General features: G+C 62.1%; 20 protein-coding genes and 1 tRNA gene. 15 read left to right on the top strand and 6 right to left on the bottom strand.

What is annotated here, in order from left to right:
- Nucleotides 1-38 precede the first annotated feature (38 nt).
- From ACUXVX_RS17095 to ACUXVX_RS17050, 10 genes are all read left to right on the top strand, one after another.
- On the top strand, nucleotides 39-965 hold the full coding sequence (locus ACUXVX_RS17095) for a LysR family transcriptional regulator (RefSeq protein ID WP_446309229.1): 927 nt from the start codon (nucleotides 39-41) through the stop codon (nucleotides 963-965).
- A gap of 120 nt (nucleotides 966-1085) precedes the next feature.
- Nucleotides 1086-2087, top strand: a complete 1002-nt coding sequence (locus ACUXVX_RS17090) for a Bug family tripartite tricarboxylate transporter substrate binding protein (protein WP_446309228.1) — start codon at nucleotides 1086-1088, stop codon at nucleotides 2085-2087.
- Nucleotides 2088-2209: 122 nt separating this feature from the next.
- Complete coding sequence (locus tag ACUXVX_RS17085) at nucleotides 2210-2776, top strand: tripartite tricarboxylate transporter TctB family protein (RefSeq protein WP_446309226.1); 567 nt, start codon at nucleotides 2210-2212, stop codon at nucleotides 2774-2776.
- A complete protein-coding gene (locus ACUXVX_RS17080) occupies nucleotides 2773-4281 on the top strand; it encodes a tripartite tricarboxylate transporter permease (protein WP_222468435.1) in 1509 nt (502 codons plus the stop codon). Before ACUXVX_RS17085 ends, ACUXVX_RS17080 begins: the two co-directional genes overlap by 4 nt.
- Nucleotides 4282-4284: 3 nt before the next feature.
- Nucleotides 4285-5124 (top strand): shikimate dehydrogenase family protein, encoded by an 840-nt coding sequence (locus ACUXVX_RS17075; RefSeq protein ID WP_446309225.1) that lies wholly within the window; start codon nucleotides 4285-4287, stop codon nucleotides 5122-5124.
- A gap of 239 nt (nucleotides 5125-5363) precedes the next feature.
- Nucleotides 5364-5906 (top strand): hypothetical protein, encoded by a 543-nt coding sequence (locus tag ACUXVX_RS17070; RefSeq protein WP_446309224.1) that lies wholly within the window; start codon nucleotides 5364-5366, stop codon nucleotides 5904-5906.
- A 296-nt stretch (nucleotides 5907-6202) separates the two neighbouring features.
- The gene (locus ACUXVX_RS17065) at nucleotides 6203-8362 is read left to right on the top strand and encodes a DEAD/DEAH box helicase (protein ID WP_446309222.1); all 2160 of its coding nucleotides are present in this window, start codon (nucleotides 6203-6205) and stop codon (nucleotides 8360-8362) included.
- Nucleotides 8352-9029, top strand: coding sequence for a DUF2290 domain-containing protein (locus tag ACUXVX_RS17060; RefSeq protein ID WP_446309221.1), 678 nt, complete (start codon nucleotides 8352-8354; stop codon nucleotides 9027-9029). Before ACUXVX_RS17065 ends, ACUXVX_RS17060 begins: the two co-directional genes overlap by 11 nt.
- Before the next feature lie 798 nt (nucleotides 9030-9827).
- On the top strand, nucleotides 9828-10043 hold the full coding sequence (locus tag ACUXVX_RS17055) for a hypothetical protein (protein WP_446309220.1): 216 nt from the start codon (nucleotides 9828-9830) through the stop codon (nucleotides 10041-10043).
- On the top strand, nucleotides 10030-11040 hold the full coding sequence (locus tag ACUXVX_RS17050; RefSeq protein WP_446309219.1) for a tyrosine-type recombinase/integrase: 1011 nt from the start codon (nucleotides 10030-10032) through the stop codon (nucleotides 11038-11040). Before ACUXVX_RS17055 ends, ACUXVX_RS17050 begins: the two co-directional genes overlap by 14 nt.
- A gap of 61 nt (nucleotides 11041-11101) precedes the next feature.
- On the opposite strand, the gene ACUXVX_RS17045 is transcribed toward ACUXVX_RS17050, so the two are convergent.
- Nucleotides 11102-11175 (bottom strand) — tRNA-Cys (locus ACUXVX_RS17045).
- A gap of 374 nt (nucleotides 11176-11549) precedes the next feature.
- Here ACUXVX_RS17045 and ACUXVX_RS17040 point away from each other — a divergent pair.
- The 3 genes from ACUXVX_RS17040 (at nucleotide 11550) to ACUXVX_RS17030 (ending at nucleotide 15033) form a co-directional block, all read left to right on the top strand.
- Nucleotides 11550-12203, top strand: a complete 654-nt coding sequence (locus ACUXVX_RS17040; RefSeq protein ID WP_446309218.1) for a protein-L-isoaspartate O-methyltransferase family protein — start codon at nucleotides 11550-11552, stop codon at nucleotides 12201-12203.
- A gap of 67 nt (nucleotides 12204-12270) precedes the next feature.
- The gene (locus tag ACUXVX_RS17035) at nucleotides 12271-13641 is read left to right on the top strand and encodes a TolC family outer membrane protein (RefSeq protein WP_446309217.1); all 1371 of its coding nucleotides are present in this window, start codon (nucleotides 12271-12273) and stop codon (nucleotides 13639-13641) included.
- Nucleotides 13642-13863: 222 nt separating this feature from the next.
- Nucleotides 13864-15033: a hypothetical protein gene (locus ACUXVX_RS17030; protein ID WP_446309216.1), complete on the top strand. Its 1170-nt coding sequence runs from the start codon at nucleotides 13864-13866 to the stop codon at nucleotides 15031-15033.
- Nucleotides 15034-15128: 95 nt separating this feature from the next.
- Here the strand turns inward: ACUXVX_RS17030 and ACUXVX_RS17025 are convergent, their stop codons facing one another.
- Nucleotides 15129-15449 carry a DUF6280 family protein gene (locus ACUXVX_RS17025; RefSeq protein ID WP_140015094.1) on the bottom strand — a complete coding sequence of 107 codons (321 nt, stop codon included), beginning with the start codon at nucleotides 15447-15449 and terminating at the stop codon, nucleotides 15129-15131.
- A 218-nt stretch (nucleotides 15450-15667) separates the two neighbouring features.
- Here ACUXVX_RS17025 and efp point away from each other — a divergent pair, with 218 nt between their 5' ends.
- A complete protein-coding gene (efp, locus tag ACUXVX_RS17020) occupies nucleotides 15668-16231 on the top strand; it encodes an elongation factor P (RefSeq protein ID WP_222468445.1) in 564 nt (187 codons plus the stop codon).
- Nucleotides 16232-16307: 76 nt separating this feature from the next.
- Here efp and ygfZ read toward each other — a convergent pair whose 3' ends face one another.
- Genes ygfZ through ACUXVX_RS17005 form a run of 3 tightly spaced genes read right to left on the bottom strand, consistent with a single transcriptional unit; the run spans nucleotide 16308 to nucleotide 19492 of the window.
- The gene (ygfZ, locus tag ACUXVX_RS17015) at nucleotides 16308-17048 is read right to left on the bottom strand and encodes a CAF17-like 4Fe-4S cluster assembly/insertion protein YgfZ (protein WP_446309215.1); all 741 of its coding nucleotides are present in this window, start codon (nucleotides 17046-17048) and stop codon (nucleotides 16308-16310) included.
- An 18-nt stretch (nucleotides 17049-17066) separates the two neighbouring features.
- Nucleotides 17067-18800, bottom strand: coding sequence for an ABC transporter ATP-binding protein (locus ACUXVX_RS17010; protein WP_446309213.1), 1734 nt, complete (start codon nucleotides 18798-18800; stop codon nucleotides 17067-17069).
- On the bottom strand, nucleotides 18797-19492 hold the full coding sequence (locus ACUXVX_RS17005; RefSeq protein WP_222468447.1) for a tyrosine-protein phosphatase: 696 nt from the start codon (nucleotides 19490-19492) through the stop codon (nucleotides 18797-18799). Before ACUXVX_RS17005 ends, ACUXVX_RS17010 begins: the two co-directional genes overlap by 4 nt.
- 126 nt (nucleotides 19493-19618) lie before the next feature.
- On the opposite strand from ACUXVX_RS17005, the gene ACUXVX_RS17000 reads away from it, so the two are divergent.
- Nucleotides 19619-20809 carry a pyridoxal-phosphate-dependent aminotransferase family protein gene (locus ACUXVX_RS17000; protein ID WP_446309212.1) on the top strand — a complete coding sequence of 397 codons (1191 nt, stop codon included), beginning with the start codon at nucleotides 19619-19621 and terminating at the stop codon, nucleotides 20807-20809.
- A 21-nt stretch (nucleotides 20810-20830) separates the two neighbouring features.
- On the opposite strand, the gene ACUXVX_RS16995 is transcribed toward ACUXVX_RS17000, so the two are convergent.
- On the bottom strand, nucleotides 20831-21001 hold the full coding sequence (locus tag ACUXVX_RS16995) for a hypothetical protein (RefSeq protein ID WP_222468449.1): 171 nt from the start codon (nucleotides 20999-21001) through the stop codon (nucleotides 20831-20833).
- Between the last annotated feature and the right edge of the window lie 36 nt (nucleotides 21002-21037).

Raw genomic sequence — 21037 nt, 5'->3', positions numbered from 1 at the left:
AACATCAGGTTAATCGGCGCGACGGAGGAGGAGCCGCGATGCCCGAAATGACCCTGCGCCAGATCGAGGTGATCCGGGCGGTGATGATGACCGGAACGATCTCATCGGCGGCCGAGATGCTCGGCGTGTCCGCCCCCGGCATCTCCCGGCTGGTCAAGCATACCGAGGAGGCGCTCGACATTCGCCTGTTCGAGCGCAAGGCCGGGCTCTTCGTGCCCTCGGTCGAGGCCAGCGCGGTGTTCGACCATGTGCGCGAGGTCTACAAAGGCGTCGCCAACCTGCAAGACGCCGTCGGCTCGCTGAAGCGCGGCGAGAACGTGGCGCTCGCCTTCGCCTCCGCCCCCTCGGTGGCGCAGGTCATCGCCGCGCGGGTGCTGAAACGGGTGCGCGACCGCTACCAGAGCCTCTTCATCGACCTGAACATCCTCAAGATCGAAGAAACGGTGGATTATCTGCTGCTCGAGCGCGGCGAGTTCGTCATCATGTCGTCGCAGGTGCAGAACGCCTCGGTCGAGAACGAGAAGATCGCCGAGGCCCGCCTGCTGGTGATCCTGCCGGAGGGGCATGCGCTGGCCAGCCGCTCCGAGATATCAGTGCATGACCTTGCCGAAGAGCAGCTCATCGGCGTCGAGCCGTCCGACCCCTATGGCGCACTCACCGCCTCGCCCTTCCGCGCCGCCGGGCTGGAGCCGCAGCACGCCATGCGCGGCCGCTTTGCCCAAACGGTGGTGAGCCTCGTGCGGCAGGGGCTGGGCGTGGCGGTGATCGACGAGTTCTCGGTCGCAGAGGCCGAGCTGCCCGGCCTCGTCCGCCGCCCGCTGGTGGAGGGCAGCGCGATCGACATCTACGTGTCACGCAAGAAGGGCAGGGTGCTTTCGGGCTTTGCCGAGCACGCCATCACCCACTTTCGCCGCGAGCTGGCCCGCGCCACCGAGGAGGGGCCGGGCTATTGGCGGCAATCTTAACATCACGTTAACACGGGCGACGAAAAGGTATTTGACGTTACCCTTGCTCGCTTGCTACCCCGCCTGCCATCGGAGCGGTCCCACCGGGCCGCCGCAATCCGAACTGTCTGGGAGGACACCATGAACAAATTCATCCTTGGCGCGATCTCCGCGCTGACCCTCTCGGCTGGCGCTGCGCTGGCCGAATACCCTGAAAAAGAGATCCAGGGCATCATCCAGTGGGGGGCCGGTGGCTCCACCGACACCGTGATGCGTTCGGTCACGCCCCACGCCGAAGAGGCGCTGGGCGGCACCATCGTGATGCAAAACATGACCGGCGGCGTGGGCGCCATCGCGCTTAACCACGTGGCCGACAGCGATGCCGACGGCTACACCCTGCTGATGGGCGCCGAGAACCCGCTGCTCTACAAGGTGATGGGTCTGGGCGACAAGGATTACTCCGACTTCATCCCGATCAGCATCCTCGCCCGTGGCACGCCCATGCTGGTGGCCAACGTGGACGCGCCGTTCAACGACTACGCAGAGATGATGGCCTACATCAAGGAGAACCCCGGTGAGGTGCACTTTGGCGCGACCGGCCCCGGCGGCCTGCCCTCCGTGGTGACCGGCATGATCACCTCGGTCGAAGGCGGCCTTGATGTGATCTCCGTGCCCTACGATGGTGACGGCCCCGCGCTGACCGCCCTTCAGGGTGGCGCGATCGACGTGATGCCCGCCGTGCTCGGCGCCGCGATCGAAGGCATCCGCGCCGGCAACATGAAGCCGCTTGCCGTCTTCGATGTGGAAGCCAACGCCAAGCTGCCCGACGTGCCCGCCGTGACCAGCTTCAACGATGGCTACAGCACCTACCTGCCCTGGGGCCCGTTCTTTGGCGTGTTCGTGGCCAACGGCACCCCCGATGACGTGGTCGCCAAGCTCGGTGCCGCCTATGCCGAAGGCGCAAAGAACGAGGAGTTCATCAAGCTGATGGACGACCGCGGCTTCACCATGATGGGCATTTCCGGCCAAGAGGCGCAGGACTTCCTGACCAAATGGCAGCAGGGCACCACGTGGCTGCTGCAGGACGCAGGCCTCACCAAGGCCTCGCCGGAAGACTTCGGCATCGCACGCCCCGGCGAGTGATCCACCGCAGTTGAGGGTGGCGCGAACCCCGCGCCGCCCCTATCACTCAAGAGCAGCGGGCGCCGCATCTCACCCGAGCGCGGCGCCCTTCTTGTACCAAACGGCAGCCTGGGGAGGAGGCCATGGACCAGATCGATCCCGACCATCACGACGGCACGTCCGACGCCACCCCCGGCGGGGTCGAGGCCAAGCGCCGGCCCGGCGAGCTGGGCTTTGCCATCTTCCTCCTCGTGGCCTCGCTCGGCCTGCTGTTGAGCGCCTATGGCATCTCCGGCTTCGAGGCCCTCTCCGCGCCCGGCACCGTGCCCATGGCCACCACGGCTGTGATGGTGGTGACCGCGCTCCTCGTAGTGATCAAGACCGCTCGCCTGCCGCGCATCAGCGGCGAGACCTTCTCGCGTGATATCCTGCCGGTGGTGGTGCTCGTCTTCGCCGCCTTCCTTGTGGCCTTCGGCGTGGCGCTAGAGCCGCTCGGCTTTCTGCCCACCGCCGCGCTCTTCCTGATCGCCGCCGTCAAGATCCTCGCCCGCCGCTCGTGGCTTTGGACGCTGGCTGTCTCACTCTGCTCGCTGGCGCTGATCTGGCTGATCTTCCGCATCGTCTTCACCGTGCTCATGCCCGCCGGCATCGTGCCGGAGGCTGAGTTCATCCAGTTCTTCCGCAACCTCTTTTCGGGAGCAGGCGAATGACCGCGCTGTGGGATTTTCTGACTGTCTTCACCCAGCCCCAGCTCCTGCTGCTGGTGGGCCTCGGTACCTTCGCCGGGGTCTACGTGGGCGCCATTCCGGGCTTGTCGGTCACAATGGCGGTGTCGATCCTGATCTCCTTCACCTTCTCATGGGATGTCTACCCGGCGATCTCGCTGATGATCGGCATCTACATGGGCGGGGTCTATGGCGGCTCGCGCACGGCGATCCTGCTCAACATCCCCGGCGCACCCTCGGCCATCGCCACCGCGCTCGATGGCTACCCGCTGGCCAAACGCGGCGAGGCGGGGCAGGCGATTGGCGTGACCACGGTGATGAGCTTCATCGGCGGCTTCGTCGGCATCGGTGTGCTGGCCTTGGCCGCGCCGCTGGTCTCTGACTTTGCCCTGCGCTTCCAACCGCGCGACTACATGCTGCTGGCGGTCCTGGGCATCCTGCTGGTCGGCTCGCTCTCGCAGGGCAGCCTCGTGAAAGGCATCTTCGCCGGGGCGCTGGGCATCGCCATCGGTGCCGTGGGGCGAGACCCGCTCACCTTCACCGAGCGCTTCACCTTCGATCTCCAGATCATGACCAGCGGCGTCAGCTTCATCGCCGTCATGATCGGCATGTTCGGCGTGTCCGAGGCGCTGCTGCAACTCCATCATGTCGACAAGGACGCGGTACGCCAAAAGATCACCCGCATCGTCCCCTCGCTCTCGACCGTGCGCAAGCACCTGCCGCTCAGCCTGCAAACCTCCACCATCGGCGTGGTGATCGGCGCGCTCCCCGGCACCGGCGGCGACATTGCCGCGCTCATGGCCTACGACCACGCCAAGCGGGTTACCAAGAACCCCGAGCGCGCGTTCGGCGATGGCGCGATGGAGGGGCTGGTGGCGCCCGAAACCGCCAATAACGCCGCCGTCGGCGGGGCCTTCATCCCGATGATGACTCTCGGCATCCCGGGCGACGCGGTGACCGCCATCATGATCGGCGCGCTCTTCATCCACGGCCTCAACCCCGGCCCGATGCTGATGATCGACCAGCCGGATATGTTCTGGTTCATCGTCGGCGCGCTGGTCACCGCCAATATCTTCATGCTGATCTTCGGCCTCACCGGCATCCGGCTCTTCACCAAGATCGTCGAGATGCCCCGCTCGGTGCTGATCCCGCTGATCATGCTGCTCTCCATCGTCGGCGCCTACGCGGTGAACAACTCGCTGACGGATGTCTACTGGATGCTCGGCTTCGGCGTCTTCGGCTACTTCATGCGGCATTACGGCTACCCGCTCGGCCCGGTGATCCTCGGCGTGATCCTGTCGCGGCTGCTCGATGACAACTGGCGCCGCGCCATCATCTCGGAGCGCGAGGACTTCTGGCGCTTTATGGGCGGGGTGGTCTCTTCGCCGCTCTCGCTGACGCTGCTCATCGCCGTCATCCTGATTTTCGTGTCGCAAACCCCGCTCTGGAGCCGGGGCAAGGCACGCCTCTTCCGCAAGAAGGAAAGCTGACCGATGCCGGACCTGCTTCTCGGCCTCATCGGCGACAATATCGCCGCCTCCTCTTCCCCCCGACTGCACCGCCTCGCCGGCGCGCAGAACGGCATGGAGGTGCAGTATGACAGCCTGATCCCGCCCGCGTTGGGCGAGGATTTTGACACCATCTTCACCCGCTGCGCCCGTGAGGGCTATCGCGGGGTGAACGTGACCTACCCCTACAAGGAATATGTCGCGCGGAAGGCAAAGGTATCCGACCCGTTGGTCGCCGCCATTGGTGCCGTCAACACCGTGCTCTTCGAGCCGGGCGGCCCGACCGGCTGGAACACCGATTACACCGGTTTCATGGCCGCCTACCGCGCCGCACGCGGCGAGGTGGGGCCGGGCAAGGTCTGCCTCGTGGGCACCGGCGGCGTGGGCCGCGCGCTGGCCTTCGCCCTTGTGGCGCTGGAGGCCACCGAGCTGCGCCTCGTCGATCGTGACACCGCCAAGGCCGAGGCTCTGGCTGAAGAACTCCGCGCCGCCTCCCACGGCACAACGGTGGTGACCGGCACCGAGGTCGACGCGCTCGCCGCCGGGGCCACCGGCCTCGTCAACGCCACCCCGGTCGGCATGGTCGGCCACGACGGCACCGCCATCCCCGCCCGCTGCCTGCCCGGCGCCGAATGGGCCTTCGACGCCGTTTACACCCCGCTCGACACCCGCTTCCTGCAAGACGCCGAAGCCGCCGGCCTCTCGATCATCTCCGGCTTTGAGCTGTTTTTCTGGCAAGGCGTCCACGCCTGGGCCCACTTCTCCGGCAAACCCCTCGACGAACCGGCGCTCTATGCAGCGCTGCGCAACAAAACACCTGCCTGAGGCGCCGGCTTGCTTCGCTTGTGCTGAAAGGGAGGTTGGAGGCGAGTACCGGAATCGAACCGGTGTACACGGATTTGCAAGAGTGGGTAAACATTTGATAACGTGAGAAAAAGTGTTTAGACAATCCCCTCAAAACGCGCGAACATTTCGCGAATGTTTAGACAGGCCACAGCATCAGGCTAAAGGCGGGGTTTTCGCTTTCAGTCGGCCCACCAAACCTACTAGAACCTGTGAGCATCGTGGGCTTCACGCCCAAAGCGCTCATAGGGAAGATACTATTGATCAACAATGTTGCGCCGCTGGGCGGCAAGATAATCGGCAAAGCTGCCAGTCCTGAAGCTGCGTGGTGGCTTTGCTGGCGCTACGGCCTCCAACCGCATCCAATCAAGGAAAACGGGGTGGTCGATCTGTTGGATTCTGGTGGTGGTACCAAGTGTTGGGCGGTCCAATGTGAATACACCGATTACCCGTACGATAGAGCTGCATTTGAAAACCGCAGACGAGATAGTCTGGCAGAACTGGACAACGGTCTTCCGGCTTGGCCTGTCGCCGAGGAAAACGGGATAGCATTCAGTACCTTCAAAGCCCGCCTCAAGCGTGGTTGGTCAGGGGAGCGGGCTGCAACTGAGAGTACCCGCGATATTGAACACGATCCGAATGACGAATGGGAAGTCGAGGCCCTGAAGAACGGCTTGTCCGTTCGCGCATACCGCGCACGTGTGCGTGCTGGCTGTCCTGAGAGTATTGCCGCAACAATGGGCTTGAGTTGGCGGAATTGGTGACAGTGCCGTTATGAAGGTTCGGAGGCGGCCTGTAGAGGACGTACGGCGGCCTTCGGTTTGCTGCGCGGCAGCATCTCCGAAGCGGACGTTCGCCGCGGACGCACCGGTGTGGGCACGCCTCAAACCTTTCTGTGATGACCTCAGAGCCCGGATCCGCTTGCGCACTGTAAGATCAACCGCTGCGTCGCCCCACATTGGCATCCTAGACTGGCCGATATAGCCTACGGCAAAGGTAGTCGGCTAGGTCGGTCAGCCATCAGATTGCCCCATGACCCTGCACCTAAAGGTAGAAGAATATGATAAACGTTATTTGGGGCACGACGCGCAAGCCTGTCTCTAGTCAGCAACTTGCTGAGTACATCCAGAATAATAAACCTGACCTCGATGGCGAGCTGTATATTGGTTACCCAATCATAGCAGCACCTGAGGGCGCCTATCCAATTGATGCATTGCTTATAAGTCGCGAAAAGGGGCTCGTGATATTTAGTTTAGTCGAGGGAACGCGACTTGACGATTATGATGCCGCTCAAGACGAAAGCGCAAACCGTCTTGAAACCAAGCTGCGTGGATACCGAGAGCTTATGCGCGGACGAAAACTCTTGGCAGCTCCCGAGGTTATAACTTTCGCACCCGCAGCTCAGATTGCTGGGCGAGAGGTTCCGGGATATCCGCTCTGCAATATGGACTCCATTGGAGCGGCTATCGATGAGTTGTCGTGGGATTACCCGGAGCTTCTGGAAAGTGCTTTATCTGTAATTCAGTCCATTTCTACCATCAGAAAAGGGAAGCGACGTAGAGATATACAAAAGCCAGATTCAAGAGGTGCGAAACTAAAGTCACTAGAGGACTCAATTGCCAATCTTGACAACATCCAAGGTCGAGCCGTTATTGAGACGGTTGAAGGCGTTCAACGTGTTCGAGGTCTTGCCGGCTCAGGAAAGACAATCGTTCTCGCCTTGAAAGCTGCATACCTCCACACACAGCACCCTGAGTGGCGGATAGCGGTTACTTTCAATACTCGTTCTTTGAAGGAACAGTTTAGGCGCCTCATCAATACCTTTGTGATTGAACAAGCTGGTGAAGAACCGGTCTGGTCACACATTTCGGTCCTAAATGCTTGGGGCGCGCCCGGTGCACCAGCGAGAAGCGGCTTATACTACCAATTCGCAAAGGCCCATGGATTGGAGTACACTGATTTTCAGGCGGCGCGTCGGAAATACTCATATGATGGAGCCTTCGCGGGGGTGTGCAGCGAAGCTCTCATGGCGACTTCCACAAAGAAAGAAAAGCACCTGTATGATGTAATCTTGATCGATGAGGCTCAAGATTTCTCGCCACCGTTTTTCCAGATGTGCTATTCAATGCTTTCTGAAAAGAAACGTCTTGTGTATGCGTATGACGAACTGCAATCGCTAACGGACTCAAGTCTTCCGCCGCCCGAAGAACTATTTGGCAAGAAAGCTGATGGAACACCCCGTGTAATTTTTAACGCGCCGACTCCGGGGCAAGCACAGCAAGATATTATTCTGGAGAAATGCTACCGTAACTCCCGCCCAGTGTTGGCAACGGCGCACGCTTTGGGCTTTGGCATCTATCGCAAGCCTGATGAAAAAACCGGTACCGGCCTGATTCAAATGTTCGACCAGAGCAAACTCTGGTTAGACGTTGGATACCGTGTTGAAGCAGGTGCGCTGGAAGACGGGCAAGAGGTCACGCTCTCGCGACCTCCGGAAACAAGTCCAACCTTCCTCGAAAGTCACTCGGACGTGGACGATCTAATTCAGTTCGTGCATTTTGAGACGAAAGAGCAACAGGCAGAGTGGTTGGCTGCTCAGATACAAAAGAACCTGAAAGAGGATGAACTCGACGCCGACGACATTATTGTGATCAATCCAGATCCGCTATCAACTCGTGCCGAAGTTGGAAAGCCTAGGCGCCTTCTTTTTGAGAGGGACATCGAGACGCACCTCGCTGGCGTAGATGTTTCGGCTGACGTGTTTTTTGACCAAAGAAACGAATCCGTCGCTTTCACGGGGATTTTCAGAGCAAAAGGCAATGAGGCCGGGATGGTCTACATCATGAACGCACAAAATTGTGCGTCATCATTCGGAAACCTCGCCAGAGTTCGCAACCAGCTGTTCACCGCGATTACAAGAAGTAAGTCGTGGGTAAGAGTCGTCGGAGTTGGTGATGGAATGAGAGCTTTGATCGACGAGTATGAAGCGCTGAAGGCTTCCGGCTACAAACTTCATTTTACATACCCAACGCCGGAAGTCAGGAAGACTATGAACATTATCAACCGAGATATGACCGAAGCGGAGAAGCAGGCCGCCAAAGATTCTTCTCGGCAGCTGAGCAAGTTGATAGAGGACGTCGAAGCTGGGCGCGTGATGATTGAGGATTTACCTCCTAAAGTAACTGAGCGCCTTCGAGCGATCTTTGGTGGTGGCGATTGAGATGGCTAATCTTGTAGACACTAGGGACGAGTTAAATCAGCTTACAAGCCAGCTGATTGAGCTTGGCCTATCCGATGATCAAAACTACGCAATTATTAGGGAGGTGGGCGAAGGCCGATCCGAAGTTACTTTTGAAGGAGACGCGGGCCTTGCTTATGTCCTAAAAAATAATTCTTATACGGAGATATATTCCGAGATCAAGAAGAATCGAGACTATAATGTATCTCTTCCGGATGGCGGCATAATTCAAATGCAGTACATCTTCCAGGATGATGAGGTTGTAAAGCATCGACTTGGGTTCTTTCCTTCACCGGACCTTTCGGAATTTCAGAATGAGCCCGAAGTCTATATGTCGGACTTGGTATATGCGGAGATAGTTGAGAGCAAGGTAGTTACGACGCCGTTCCGATTTGATTTTGATTTGGAAGCGTTTGTCGAAGGAGACCACCCTAGGAGCCACGTAACGATTGGGCAGTATAAGAATTGTAGGATCCCTATGCGTTCCGCTCTAAGTCCATTTCGATTTGTGGAGTTTATCCTTGGATCTTTTTATAATACCGCATTCAGAAACTATCGCGACCAAATCACTGGTATGGACATATTGAATCCACAAACAATAACCGATGTAGAATCGAGGCGTGTTCACTTTAGCCTTGAGTGTCGATAACACAGCTCAATTCCGGCGCAAGAGTTTTGCTTCTCACTTGCTCGGGAGTTGGCCGTCTGTGTTCGCTTTCGCGGGCATGGCATGGTTCACTTGCGCTCGAAGAGATTGTCCGATTACCGCCCGAGTGGGCGACTGTTCACCGAGCCCAAGGTAACTTTGGGTAATGCGTATACTTCTTGCCGCCAAATTAGAGTGGTCAGTCCGTTAGCGCCAGATCGGCCATCAGGGGCGCGGAGAGGCGTTTAGATCAACTCAATCGGGGCTTTCGAGTGGGTGGGTGGCCGACAAGGGGCTTGTTGCGCTCAGAGGCGAATTTTCCGGGCCTCTGGAAAGTAACGCGACCCGTTGGGCTTTTGGGGCTGTCGCTAGCCTCCTTCCCCCGGAGACTTCAATTATCGGAGGGGGGAGGAGGCGGGCCTTCGGCGGGCGCTGATCGCAGGTCAGCTGCAACCCGTCATGGACAGCCTCGGTAGCGCGTGCGTGGAGTTCCCACGCGCGCGCGTAGACGCGCGCACCTCTCGTTCCTGTATGCATTTAGTGACACAACCCACCAAGTTGTCTCCGGCAGTTTTTGGGCCAAAACTCGCGTCAAGCAGTAAGGGGTAGATCTGGCCACGCGAGATGATTTTTCGAGCTCAATTGTTATAATAATGTCACATTTCCTATATGCAGTTAGTGACACAAAATTGGTGGCTCAAGATTTTTGTTCTGCCCGATCGTTGCCTCCGATTCGGGGTGTGCCTAGACTCTTCCTATCGCCGTTTGCATGGGCGTTAACTGCACATTCAGCCAGCATGGATGCGCGAACAGAAGGAAGAAGCGAACCCCGAGGAGCGTGCAATGGCAAGGATGAAGATCGAGCAAAAAGCGCTGGACCTCCTCAATGCTTTTGAACGCGCCGGAAAGTCGGTGGGGCGTGTCACGATAGAGGGCCGAAAAATCGAACTTGTTCTTTCTCGGCCCAAAGAAGGCGACGAATTTGAGGGGATAGATATGCGTCATGGCAAAGCGTGAGCTTCCAAAACACGTCTACCGTCAAAGGAACGGTATTTACTTCCAGCGGCGCGGATGGCCGTCGCGCAAATTCGAGAGCGAATTCGGGACGCCTGCGTTCTGGAAGGAATACGCCGATATCCTTGCGACCAAAGATCAGCCCAAGGTCATAGCGCACCGCTCCTTCGTCGCCCTCATCGCAAGCTACCGGGCGTCGCCCAGGTATCGGAACCTCAAGCCTCGGACAGGGCTGGATTACGACAAGCACCTCGATTTCTTCGTCTCGATCATGGGCGACAGGAACCCGGCCAAGATGCAGCGCAAGGATGTGATCCGCTTGCGCGATGCGAACGCTGAGAAGGCGTACTTTGCTAACTACTCGCTCAGAGTGCTTCGTGTCCTCATGGAACACTGCGTTGATCTCGGTTGGCGTGACAACAACCCGGCGCGGGGCGTGCCGGAATTCAAAACAGAGAAGCGCGAGCGTGAGCCATGGCCACGACAGTTGCTCGATGCCTACCGCGAGGCCTGCCCTCTTGGCACCCGCCAACGGCTCGTAATGGAACTCTGTGTCTGCACCGGCCAGCGGATCGGCGATGTGCTCAAAATGCGCTGGTCTGACATTCAGGACGGTGGCTTCTGCGTGAAGCAAAGCAAGACCAAGAAAGAGCTTTGGGTGCCGATCCTTCCAGAGCTGGAAGCGGCCCTCAAAGTGGCTAGCCGCAACTCGGTGTTCATTCTGACGAATGAACGGGGTACCAATAGGTGGTCCTACCGGGGCGCGTCAGCCGCCGTGCGAGCGGTTCGCGAGCAAATCGGTGCCCTCGACTATGACATCCACAGTTGGCGCTACAACGCAGCCTGCGAGCTGGTCGAAGCTGGCTGCGGGGATGATCTGGTCGCATCCATTACGGGCCAAAGCCCGGCGATGGTGCTGCACTACACCAAGAAGGTGAGGCAGAAAGTCAGGGCTATTGAGGCGCAGCGAATGAGAACGGAACAAAAACAGAATGTTTAGACAAATGTTTAGACGGCGCTGCCGCGGCGGCCTCGATTTCGTCTAAGTCATTGAAATTGTTTGGAGGCGAGTACCGGAATCGAACCGGTGTACACGGATTTGCAATCCGCTGCGTCACCACTCCGCCAACTCGCCGTCCATTCGGGTGGTGCTGGGGGAGGTAGCGGGTTTCTCGGGGGCTTTCAAGTGGCTCTGTGCTGGATGCGCGCGCTTTGCGGGGCGGGCCTCCCGGAGCCGATCTGAGGGGCGCGGGGCGTACCCGTTCTCCGGATCATACGCTGGCGCCCCGGCGCGCGTTCCAAGCCGCGAGCCGGGGCAGGGGAGCCAACTGCCCGCCGCGTCGGCCCTTCCTCCCGGGCGCCGACCAGCCAAAGGCTTCAAAGATCAGGCCTTTAAGTGCACAGAAAGTGCAACACCCTGTGCACCATGTGCATATTGCCCATGTTGCCTCGCCCGGCGTTTCGTGGCACTTCTAGAAAAGCGAAGCGAACCGAAGAGTTTACTTTCCAATGAGCGTCTACGACACCCGCCGCACGATGATGGTCGACAACCAGGTCCGTCCCTCCGATGTGACCAAGTTTCCCATCATCGACGCCATGCTGAAAATCCGTCGCGAGGCCTATGTGCCGGACGACAAGCGCGAGGCTGCCTACATGGGCGAAAACCTCGAGCTGGCGCCGGGCCGGGTGATGCTGGAACCACGCACCTTCGCCAAGATGCTCGACGCACTCGATATCGGCCCGGCCGACATGGTGCTCGATCTGGGCTGCGGGCTGGGCTACTCGGCGGCGGTCTTGGCCGAGATGGCCGATACCGTTGTCGCGCTGGAACAGGACGAGCACCTCGCCTCCGAGGCCGAGGCGATCCTCGCCCGCGAAGAGGTGATGAACGCCGTGGTCCTGACTGGCCCGCTGGCCGAGGGTGCCGCCAAGCACGGCCCCTATGATGCCATCATCGTCGAGGGCGGGGTGGGCGTGCTGCCCGAGGCCATCGAAGGCCAGCTCAAGGAGGGCGGCCGCATCGCCTGCCTGATGATGGAAGGCACGCTGGGCACCGTGAAGATTGGCAGCAAGCAGGGTGGGCGCATCGCATGGCGCTTCGCCTTCAACGCCTCTGCTCCGGTTCTGCCGGGCTTCGAGGCGACCCGAGAATTCGCCCTCTGAGGGCACCGTGGCCCCGCGCCACGCAATAGAGACCAGCGCCAAAGAGCGCGAGCAGGCGAGGGCCGGAATGGCAAAGTTTTTCAAGTTTCGCAAAGGGCTGGCTGCGCTCGCTCTGGCAGGGGCCACCGCCCTCACACCGCTGGCCGCCGCTGCCGAAACGCTGACCGACGCGCTGATCACCGCCTACCGGCACAGCCACATCCTCGACCAGCAGCGCGCGCTGCTGCGGGCGGCGGATGAAGATGTCGCCATCGCGCTGGCCGACCTGCGCCCGATCATCGCCTTTGCCGCCGGGGCCTCGGCCTCTGCCACCTCCAACTACGAGCTGGGTGCCACCGTGACCCTCTCGGCCAGCATGACGCTCTATGACAACGGCGCCACCCAGCTTGGCGTCGAGGTGCAGAAAGAGACGGTGCTCGCCACCCGCGAGGCGCTGGTGAACTACGAGCAGCAGGTGCTGCTGGCCGCCGTTCAGGCCTATATGGATGTGACCGCCGCCGCCGAAAGCCTCGCGCTGGCGCAGTCCAACGTCCGGCTCACCAACCAGCAACTCCGTGCTGCCCGCGACCGCTTCGAGGTGGGGGAGGTGACCCGCACCGAGGTCGCCCAGGCCGAAGCCCAGCTGGCCGCCGCCCGCAGCTCCGAGGCCGCCGCGCAGGGTACGCTTGAGGTTGCGCGCGAAAGCTACCGCGTCGCCGTGGGCAGCTACCCCAAGGCGCTTGCCCCGCCGCCGGGCGCCCCCAAGATCCCCGCCACCGTGGAGGCCGCGCAGGCCGTGGCCGTGCGCACCCACCCGCTGATCCGGCAGGCCCAGCACACCGTCGCTGCCTCCGAGCTTGGCATCAAGCAGGCGCAGGCGGCGATGAAGTTCAGTGTCGATGGCTCCGCCAACCTCAGCTTCGACGATCAGGGCAATGATCGCTCCAGCTTCGGGCTGGAGCTGAACCAGCCGATCTACGCCGGCGGCAAACTCTCGGCGCAGGTCCGCAAGGCGCGCAACCAGACCGAGGCCAACCGCGCCGCATTGCTCAGCACCACGCACAACGTGCAACAGCTCGTCGGCAACGCATGGGCCAACCTCCGGGTCGCCATCGCCCAGCTTCAGGCCACCGATCAGCAGATCCGCGCGGCCACCGTCGCCTTCCGCGGCGTGCAGGAAGAGCAGAACCTCGGCGCCGCCACCACGCTCGACGTGCTCGACGCCCAGCAAGACCTGCTTGATGCCCGCTCGGCCCGGATTGATGCGCAGGCCCAGCAATACGTAGCACTTTATTCACTTCTTTCTGCGATGGGTCTCCTGACCGTGGAGCACCTCGGTCTGGGCATCCAGACCTATGATCCGGCGGCCTACTACAATGCGGTCAAAACCGCACCGGCACAGCGCTCCAGACAGGGGCAGCAGCTCGACCGGGTGCTGGAACGTCTCCAGCGCCAGTGAGCGCCACTCACCGGTGCAGCTTTCTGCCGCCGCAGTTGTGCGCCGGGCTCCAAAAAGTTAACCTCTGACCGGTGATCCCCGGTCGGCTCCGTATCGGGCGTGCCCCTGCCAACGTGACCGGCAGGCCACGGCTTGCGGAAAAGCAGGAGCGAAAGGGCAAAAGCGTCAGCCACCCATGAAATGATGCGGGATAAGCTGAGTCTGACGCGGCGAGAGGTGTAGATGTCTGATCCGATGTCGAACGTTGAAATCGAGGATGTCCTGTCCTCCATCCGGCGCCTCGTGTCGGAGAACGCCACGCGCCCGCGCCCGCAAGCGGAGTCTGGCCCGCCCAGCGACTCGCCGAAGGCCGATGACGCACTGGTGCTCACCCCCTCGCTGCGGGTCGGAGATGAGCCCGAGGCTGCGCCTGAAGAGGCCGCGGCTGAAAACCCGGCGATAGAATCCGCTGAGGCCGAAGCGCAGGATGAGTCGGCGCTTGATGCATCCTGGGCAGAACTTGCGGGCGGTGATGCGCCGGAGGAGGAGGTCGCCGAAGAGGTCGCGTCTCAGCCCGATGCGCCGGAAGATGCTCTGCAGTCCCGTGTCGCCGGGCTGGAGGAGGCCTTTGACGATGGCGATGCCTTCGAGCCCGATGGGTCCGAGGTGGCCGCCTCGGAGTCGTCCTACGACTGGGATGATGAGGATGACGCCGACACGGTGATCGACCTCTCCACGCCCGACATTCCCGCTGGCCGCCTGCACTTTACCCGGGCCGAGCCGGATGACGTGATCGACCTCACCCCGGACGCGCCGGAAGCGGCCCCCGAGCCTGCCGTGAGCGCCGAGTCGGAGCTGCCCGAGGAGCCAGCCCTCGCCGAGGCCGAGTGGGAGGCCCCGCAAGAGGATCTGCCAGAGGAAGCCGAGGCCGAGGAAGACTGGCCCGAACCCGAGGAAGACTGGACAGCGCCTGATCTGCCCCTTCCCGAAGAGGCAGAGGCCGCAGCGACGGAGACGAGCGCGGAAGGCGTGCCCGAGGCGGAAGAGATCGAGATGGAGGCCGATGCCCCGCTTGTGTTCCGCAGCAGCCACCGCGGCGCCAGCCACGCGCCCGAGCCGGAAGACGCCGCGCTCGACGGTTACGTCATCAGCACCGATGCCCGCGATGCGGCGACCAGCGTTGAAGATGATGACGACCCGTGGGAGCCGGAGGTGGACCATATCGCCTTCGCAGACACCCCCGATGATCTCGCCGCCCCCGCCATGATCGACGAGGCCCGCCTTGCCGATCTGGTCTCCGAGGTGGTCCGCGCCGAGCTGAGGGGCCGCATGGGCGAGCGCATCACCCAGAACGTCCGCAAGCTGGTGCGCCGCGAGATCGCCCGCGCGCTGGAGACCCGCGGCATTCGTTAAGGCCGGGCGCTAAAAACTGGCCCCAAAACGAAAAAGCGCCGGCACAGGGGCCGGCGCAATTTCATGGCAGCAGAGCAGAAATCTTGGAGTTGGGATCAGGCAGCTTCGGCCTGTTCGGCAGCCTGGCGACGCTCGCTCTCCTCGCGCGACAGCGCGACGGAGGTGCGGACACCCTTGCCGACAAATTCCATGAGCCCGCCCACGACCCGCTCATTGGGGTCGATCCCGGCGCAGCTCAGCACTTCACGGCCATCGCGCGACCGCGCCCAGCGGGCGATCTGCTCAGGGCCGTTGCCGTATTTCTTGTCATCCGCGATGGCATCATCCAGAGCCGCAAGAACAACCGCCGCAAAGAGCTTGCGAGCGCGTTGGCCCTGTTCCTGGTTGAAAGCCGTGCCGTCGACAAAGTCAATCATGCGTTTTCCTTGTTTTTCTTGGTCTTGAGGATGTGGCGTGCCGCCGATATAGGAGTGTTTCATCCCGATTCGATATGCCGCCTAAGTCATGGCAGCTATGCGTTCATTGCATAACTCTACGTCACCTTCCACCGTATCTAGTCGGCTTGTCAGCCCAACAGCGGCAAGATATAGCTCCAGCCAAACCGCTTTCAAGATTTTGCCAAGGTTTCGCCATAATGCCGAAGATCAACGGAAATGAAATTCGCCCGGGCAATGTGCTCGAGCACAACGCCGGCCTCTGGGTCGCCGTTAAGGTCGACCACGTGAAGCCCGGCAAGGGCGGCGCCTTTGCCCAGGTCGAGATGAAGAACCTCCGCAACGGCTCCAAGCTCAACGAGCGGTTCCGCTCCGCCGACAAGGTCGAGCGCGTGCGCCTCGAGCAGAAAGACCAGCAATTCCTCTATGAATCCGATGGGATGCTGGTGTTCATGGATACCGATACCTACGAGCAGATCGAGCTGCCCGCCGACATCCTCGGCGACCGTCGGCCCTTCCTGCAAGACGGCATGACCATCGTGATCGAGTACTACGAGAGCGAGGCGCTGAGCGCCACTCTGCCGCAGAAAGTGACCTGCAAAGTCGTCGAGACCGAGCCGGTCGTGAAGGGCCAGACCGCGGCCAACAGCTTCAAGCCCGCGACCCTCGACAATGGCGTCAAAGTCATGGTGCCGCCCTTCGTCGGTCAGGATGAAGACATCATCGTAAATACCGAAACGATGGAATACGCCGAGCGCGCCTGATCGGAGATCGAGAACAGACTGTTTCAACCGATGGGTGTGCGGTTTTGGCGCACCCTTCGGAGCCTGTTTTACCGCTTTAGGGCCGCTGTCCGTCCCAGATTACCGTCGCATCGCCCGCGTGCATCGGCCCGTCGGCCCGGTCAAACCGCAGCCAAGCGAGCCCCTGACCGCCCGATTGGGTATAGAGCACGCCCGCAGGCCGATCTCCGGCCAGCACCTCCGTGCCCACTGGCGTCGCGCCCTCCACGGCCACCCGCACGAGGCCCTTTTTCAGCTCCGTCTTGTGCTTCATCCGGGCGGTCACTTCCTGCCCCACGTAGCACCCTTTGCGAAAATCCACGCCGTGTAGCCGCTCGAAGCCAAGCTCAAGCGGGTAGCTCTCGCCCGGCACCAATTCCACCCCGCTCTCGGGCACGATATGCGCCACGCGCATGGCGTCCCAATCGGTGTCATCTCCCGGCACACCGTTGTAGCCCCGCCAGCCCATCGCCGGATCGCGCGGGTCGGGCAGGGCGCCTTCGGGGGCAGGGCCGGTGCCACGGGTCACGCCCACTTCGGTCTCTTCGATCTGCACATCAGCCCGCAGTCGGTACATCTTCAGCCGTTTCGCCAGATCGGCGGCCAGCGGCTTGGCCACATCGACCAGCAGCGCCTCTCCCTCCGGCACGAGGAAGAAATCGGCCAGATATTTGCCCTGCGGCGTCAGCAGCGCGGCCCAGACAAGGCCGTTCTCCAGCCCCTTCACGTTGTTGGTGACGAGGTTCTGCAAGAACTCGAGCCGGTCGGTACCGGTGATGCGAAAAACGGTGCGATCCATGGGCGCAGACATAGGGCGCTAGCCTTCCTCGGCGAATTGCAGGCGATAGAGCTCGGCATAGGTGCCGCCGCGCGCCAGCAGTGCGTCATGGGTGCCTTCTTCCACCACCCGGCCGGCCTGCATCACCACGATCTTGTCGGCATTGCGCACGGTCGAGAGGCGGTGTGCGATCACCAGCGTGGTGCGGCCCTGGCTGAGCGCGTCCAGCGCCGCCTGAACCACCGCCTCGCTCTTGGTGTCGAGTGCCGATGTGGCCTCGTCCAGCAGCAGCACCGGCGCGTCGCGCAGCAGGGCACGGGCGATGGCAATCCGCTGCCGCTGCCCGCCTGAAAGGCTGGAGCCGCGCGGCCCGGCAGGGCTTTCCAGCCCCTCGGGGAAGTCCTTCAAAAAGTCCGCCACATGGGCGCCTTCCAGCGCCGCGTCGAGCCGCGCCTCCGGCACCTCGCGGCCCAGCAGAATGTTCTCGCGCAGGCTGTCGTCAAACAGCAGCGCCTCTTGGCTCACCATCGAGAACTGGCCGCGCAGCTCCGGCAGGCCGATCGCGCCAATCGGCGTGCCGCCCAGCGTGATCTGCCCGGAAGATGGGTCAACAAGCCGCGTCAGCAGGTTGAAAACGGTCGATTTTCCGGCACCCGACGGGCCGACGAGCGCGGTGGTCTCGCCTGCCTTGGCGGTGAGCGAAAGCCCGTTCAGCACCGGCGCATCGCCATAGCTCAGTCGCACGTCGTCAAATACGATATCCCCCGCCGGGGCGGCCTTGGGCGCGGCGGGCGAGGTCAGCGAAGGCCGCACGTCAAACATCTCGCGCACCCGGCCAAGGCTCACTTGCGCGGCCTGCCAGACCCCGCTGATCTGCCCCAACCGCCGAAGCGGCTCGAAGGCCAGCGCCATGGCGGTGAAGAAGCTCATAAACTCGCCGACCGTCTTGTCACCGCCGATGATCTCGCGGCCGCCGTAGATCAGCACGGCGAAAAACCCGATGCCGGTCATCACGTCGATCAGCGCCGGAATCGCCGCGCGGCCAACCTGATTGCGCACCTCCGTGCCCCTGCGCTCGGCGGCCAGTCCGTCAAACCGGCGCGACTGGTAGTCCTCCAGCCGGTTCAACTTGATCGGGTTGATGCCGTGAAACACCTCGTCCAGCCTGACGGACATGTGCTGCGCCAGCTGCCTGTCCTTCATGGCGGTGCGGCGGATGAAGGCCTGCGCCAGCAGGGTCGGGGCCACCAGCAGCGGCGTGCCGATGAGCGCCACCAGCGTCCACTGCCAGTCGATCCAGAGCACCACCGCCAGCAGCGAGATCAGCGCCACCACGTCGCGCCCGAGCCCGGTGATCACCACATTGGACACCTCGCGCACCGCACCCGTGTCGTTGGAGACCCGCTCGATCAGCGCGCCGGGCGGGTTGCGCCCGTGCCACGTGGTGTCGAGCCGCATCAGGTGGGCGACGAGCCGGGTTTTCATCTTGAAAACCACGTTCGAGGCGACCCGCGCCAGCAACAGCTTTTGCCCCACCGAGGTGAAGGCGCGGATGAGGAAAATGGCCAGAATGCCAAGCCCCACCGTCCAGAGCGCGCCGCTTTGCCCGGCGATGAAGACGGAGTCGAACATCGGCTTCATCATGTAGCTGAGAAAGCCCAGCATCGAGCCTTCGATGGCCATGAGCATCCCGGCGAACACCAGCGCCGGCCAATGCGGCTTCAGGTAGCCCCGCCAAAGCCATCCAAAGGCTGTGTGCCGCGGTTCGCTCACGCGGCGTCCTTCCGGCTACGTGCGGCAAAGCTGCGCGCCACCGCCTCCGGGTCGTATTTGGTGAGAAACCATTCCTCCGCCCCGATGCCCGTGGCGATGTGATCGGCCTCCCACATGTCGATGATGTGGTCGCAAACGCCGGTCTTGGTCCATTTCAGGTGAAGATAGCGCGGCGAGAGGTGCTTACGTGCCTCCTCGATGGAGGATTTTTCAACAATCAGCTTGTAGAGCACCGAGGCAAGGCCCGCCCGGTCCGCGCCCGACTTGCAGTGCATCACGAACGGCTTCTCAATCGTCTTGAGCGTGTGGATCAGGTTCAACATCTCCGCGCGAGTGGCTGGTCGCCTTGCATAAATCTTGGCCACCACGAGGTTCAGCCCAAGCTCCCGGCAGGCCTCTTCCTCGAACAGCCAGGGCGAGAAACCGCTCTCCTGACCGCGCAGGTTGAGTACCGTGGTGATCCCCATCGCCTTGTACTTTTTCAACCTTTCGGGGCCGGGGTGGTTGGAGCGGTAAACTCCCTCGGCCACCTTGTCGAAGTTGGTCCAGAAGGTGCGCAGCCATGCATGGTCGAAGAGGTGAAAATGCCACTTCGCCTGCCGCCGCTTCTCGGGCGTGGAGATGTCATCGCCAAAGGAGGTGCGGATCGCCCGCTCCTTGCTCTTCAGCCATTTCTTCAGCCCGTCCAGCATGGGGCCCCTTTCCAACTGTTTCGCGGGGAATAGCCTCTGCGCCCTGTCCAAACAAGCGCGTGCGGTGTTGACGCCGCGCCGAGCGGGCATAAGGTGCGCGGCAACGACCCTCCCCGGAGCAAGCCCATGACCCTCGCCAACGGCCGCGAATACCTCGCCATCCCCGGCCCATCTGTGATGCCCGACCGCGTTTTGCAAGCCATGCACCGCGGTGCCCCCAATATCTACGAGGGCGCGCTGGCCGATATGGTCGATGCGATGATCCCCGATCTCAAGGCCGTGGCCCGCACGCAGCATCATGCCGCGATCTACATCTGCAACGGCCACGGGGCGTGGGAGGCAGCGCTGACCAACGTGCTGTCGCGCGGCGACAAGGTTCTCGCGCTCTGCACCGGGCGCTTCACCCACGGCTGGGCGGATGTGGCCGAAAAGCTGGGCGCCGAAGTCGAGCGGCTGGACTTTGGCAATCAGGGCACGGTCGACCAGCCCGCCTTTGCCGAGGCGCTGGCCGCCGACAAGGACCACAAGATCAAGGCGGTGCTGGTGGCCCATGTCGATACCGCCACCTCGGTGCGAAATGATATCAAGGCTTTGCGCGATATTCTCGACAAGGCCGGCCACCCCGCACTGCTCTGCGTCGATTGCATCGCCTCGCTCGCCTGCGACACCTTCGAGATGGATGCCTGGGGCGCTGATCTCATGGTCGCTGCCTCACAGAAGGGCCTGATGACCCCGCCGGGCCTTGGCTTCGTCTTCTTCAATGACCGCGCCGACGAGGCGCACAAGAGCGCCGATATGGTCACCCTCTACTGGGATTGGACGCCGCGCGCGAACCCGCAGTTCTTCTACCAGTATTTCGGCGGCACCGCCCCCACCCACCACCTCTTCGGCCTGCGCGAAGCGCTGACCATGATCCACGAGGAAGGGCTCGAGAACGTCTGGGAGAGGCATCGGCGGCTTGCCGGCGCGGTCTGGTCGGCGGTCGAGGCCTGGGGGCAGGGCGGCCCGCTGCGCTTCAACGTTGAGGATCCGGCCCTGCGCACCCATGCCGTCACCGCGCTTTCCATCGGGCGCGAAAACGGCAAACGGCTGCGCAAATGGCTGGAGGCCAACACCGGCGTCACGCTCGGCATCGGCCTCGGCATGTATCGCCGCGACGATCCCGAGGGCGATGGCTTCTTCCGGATTGGTCACATGGGCCACCTAAACACCCACATGGTGCTGGGCGCGCTCGGTGCGATCGAGGCAGGGATGACCGCGCTCGAGATCGACCATGGCCGTGGCGCATTGGAGGCAGCGGCCCGGGCCTGCGCCTGACTCGGCGTTCGCGCGGCAGGCCTAGCGCCGCAGCCGCGCGATCAGCCGGTCGAGGGTGACGCTCACCAGCAGCACCGCACCCCAGCCCCAAAGCGCGGCCACAATCATGAACCCGAAGAACAGGGTGAACCCCGCGCTCACGAGGAACGGCACGGTATAGTCTTCAACCCGTCCGATGGGGCGATGGCGCATTTCTCTCTCCGGTTCTGGCCCAAGCCTAACGCCGGT

It is taken from the genome of Vannielia sp. SX4, assembly GCF_052828525.1.
The sequence above is the reverse complement of the archived record's forward strand: the minus strand, read 5'-3'. Positions and strand labels throughout refer to the sequence as shown.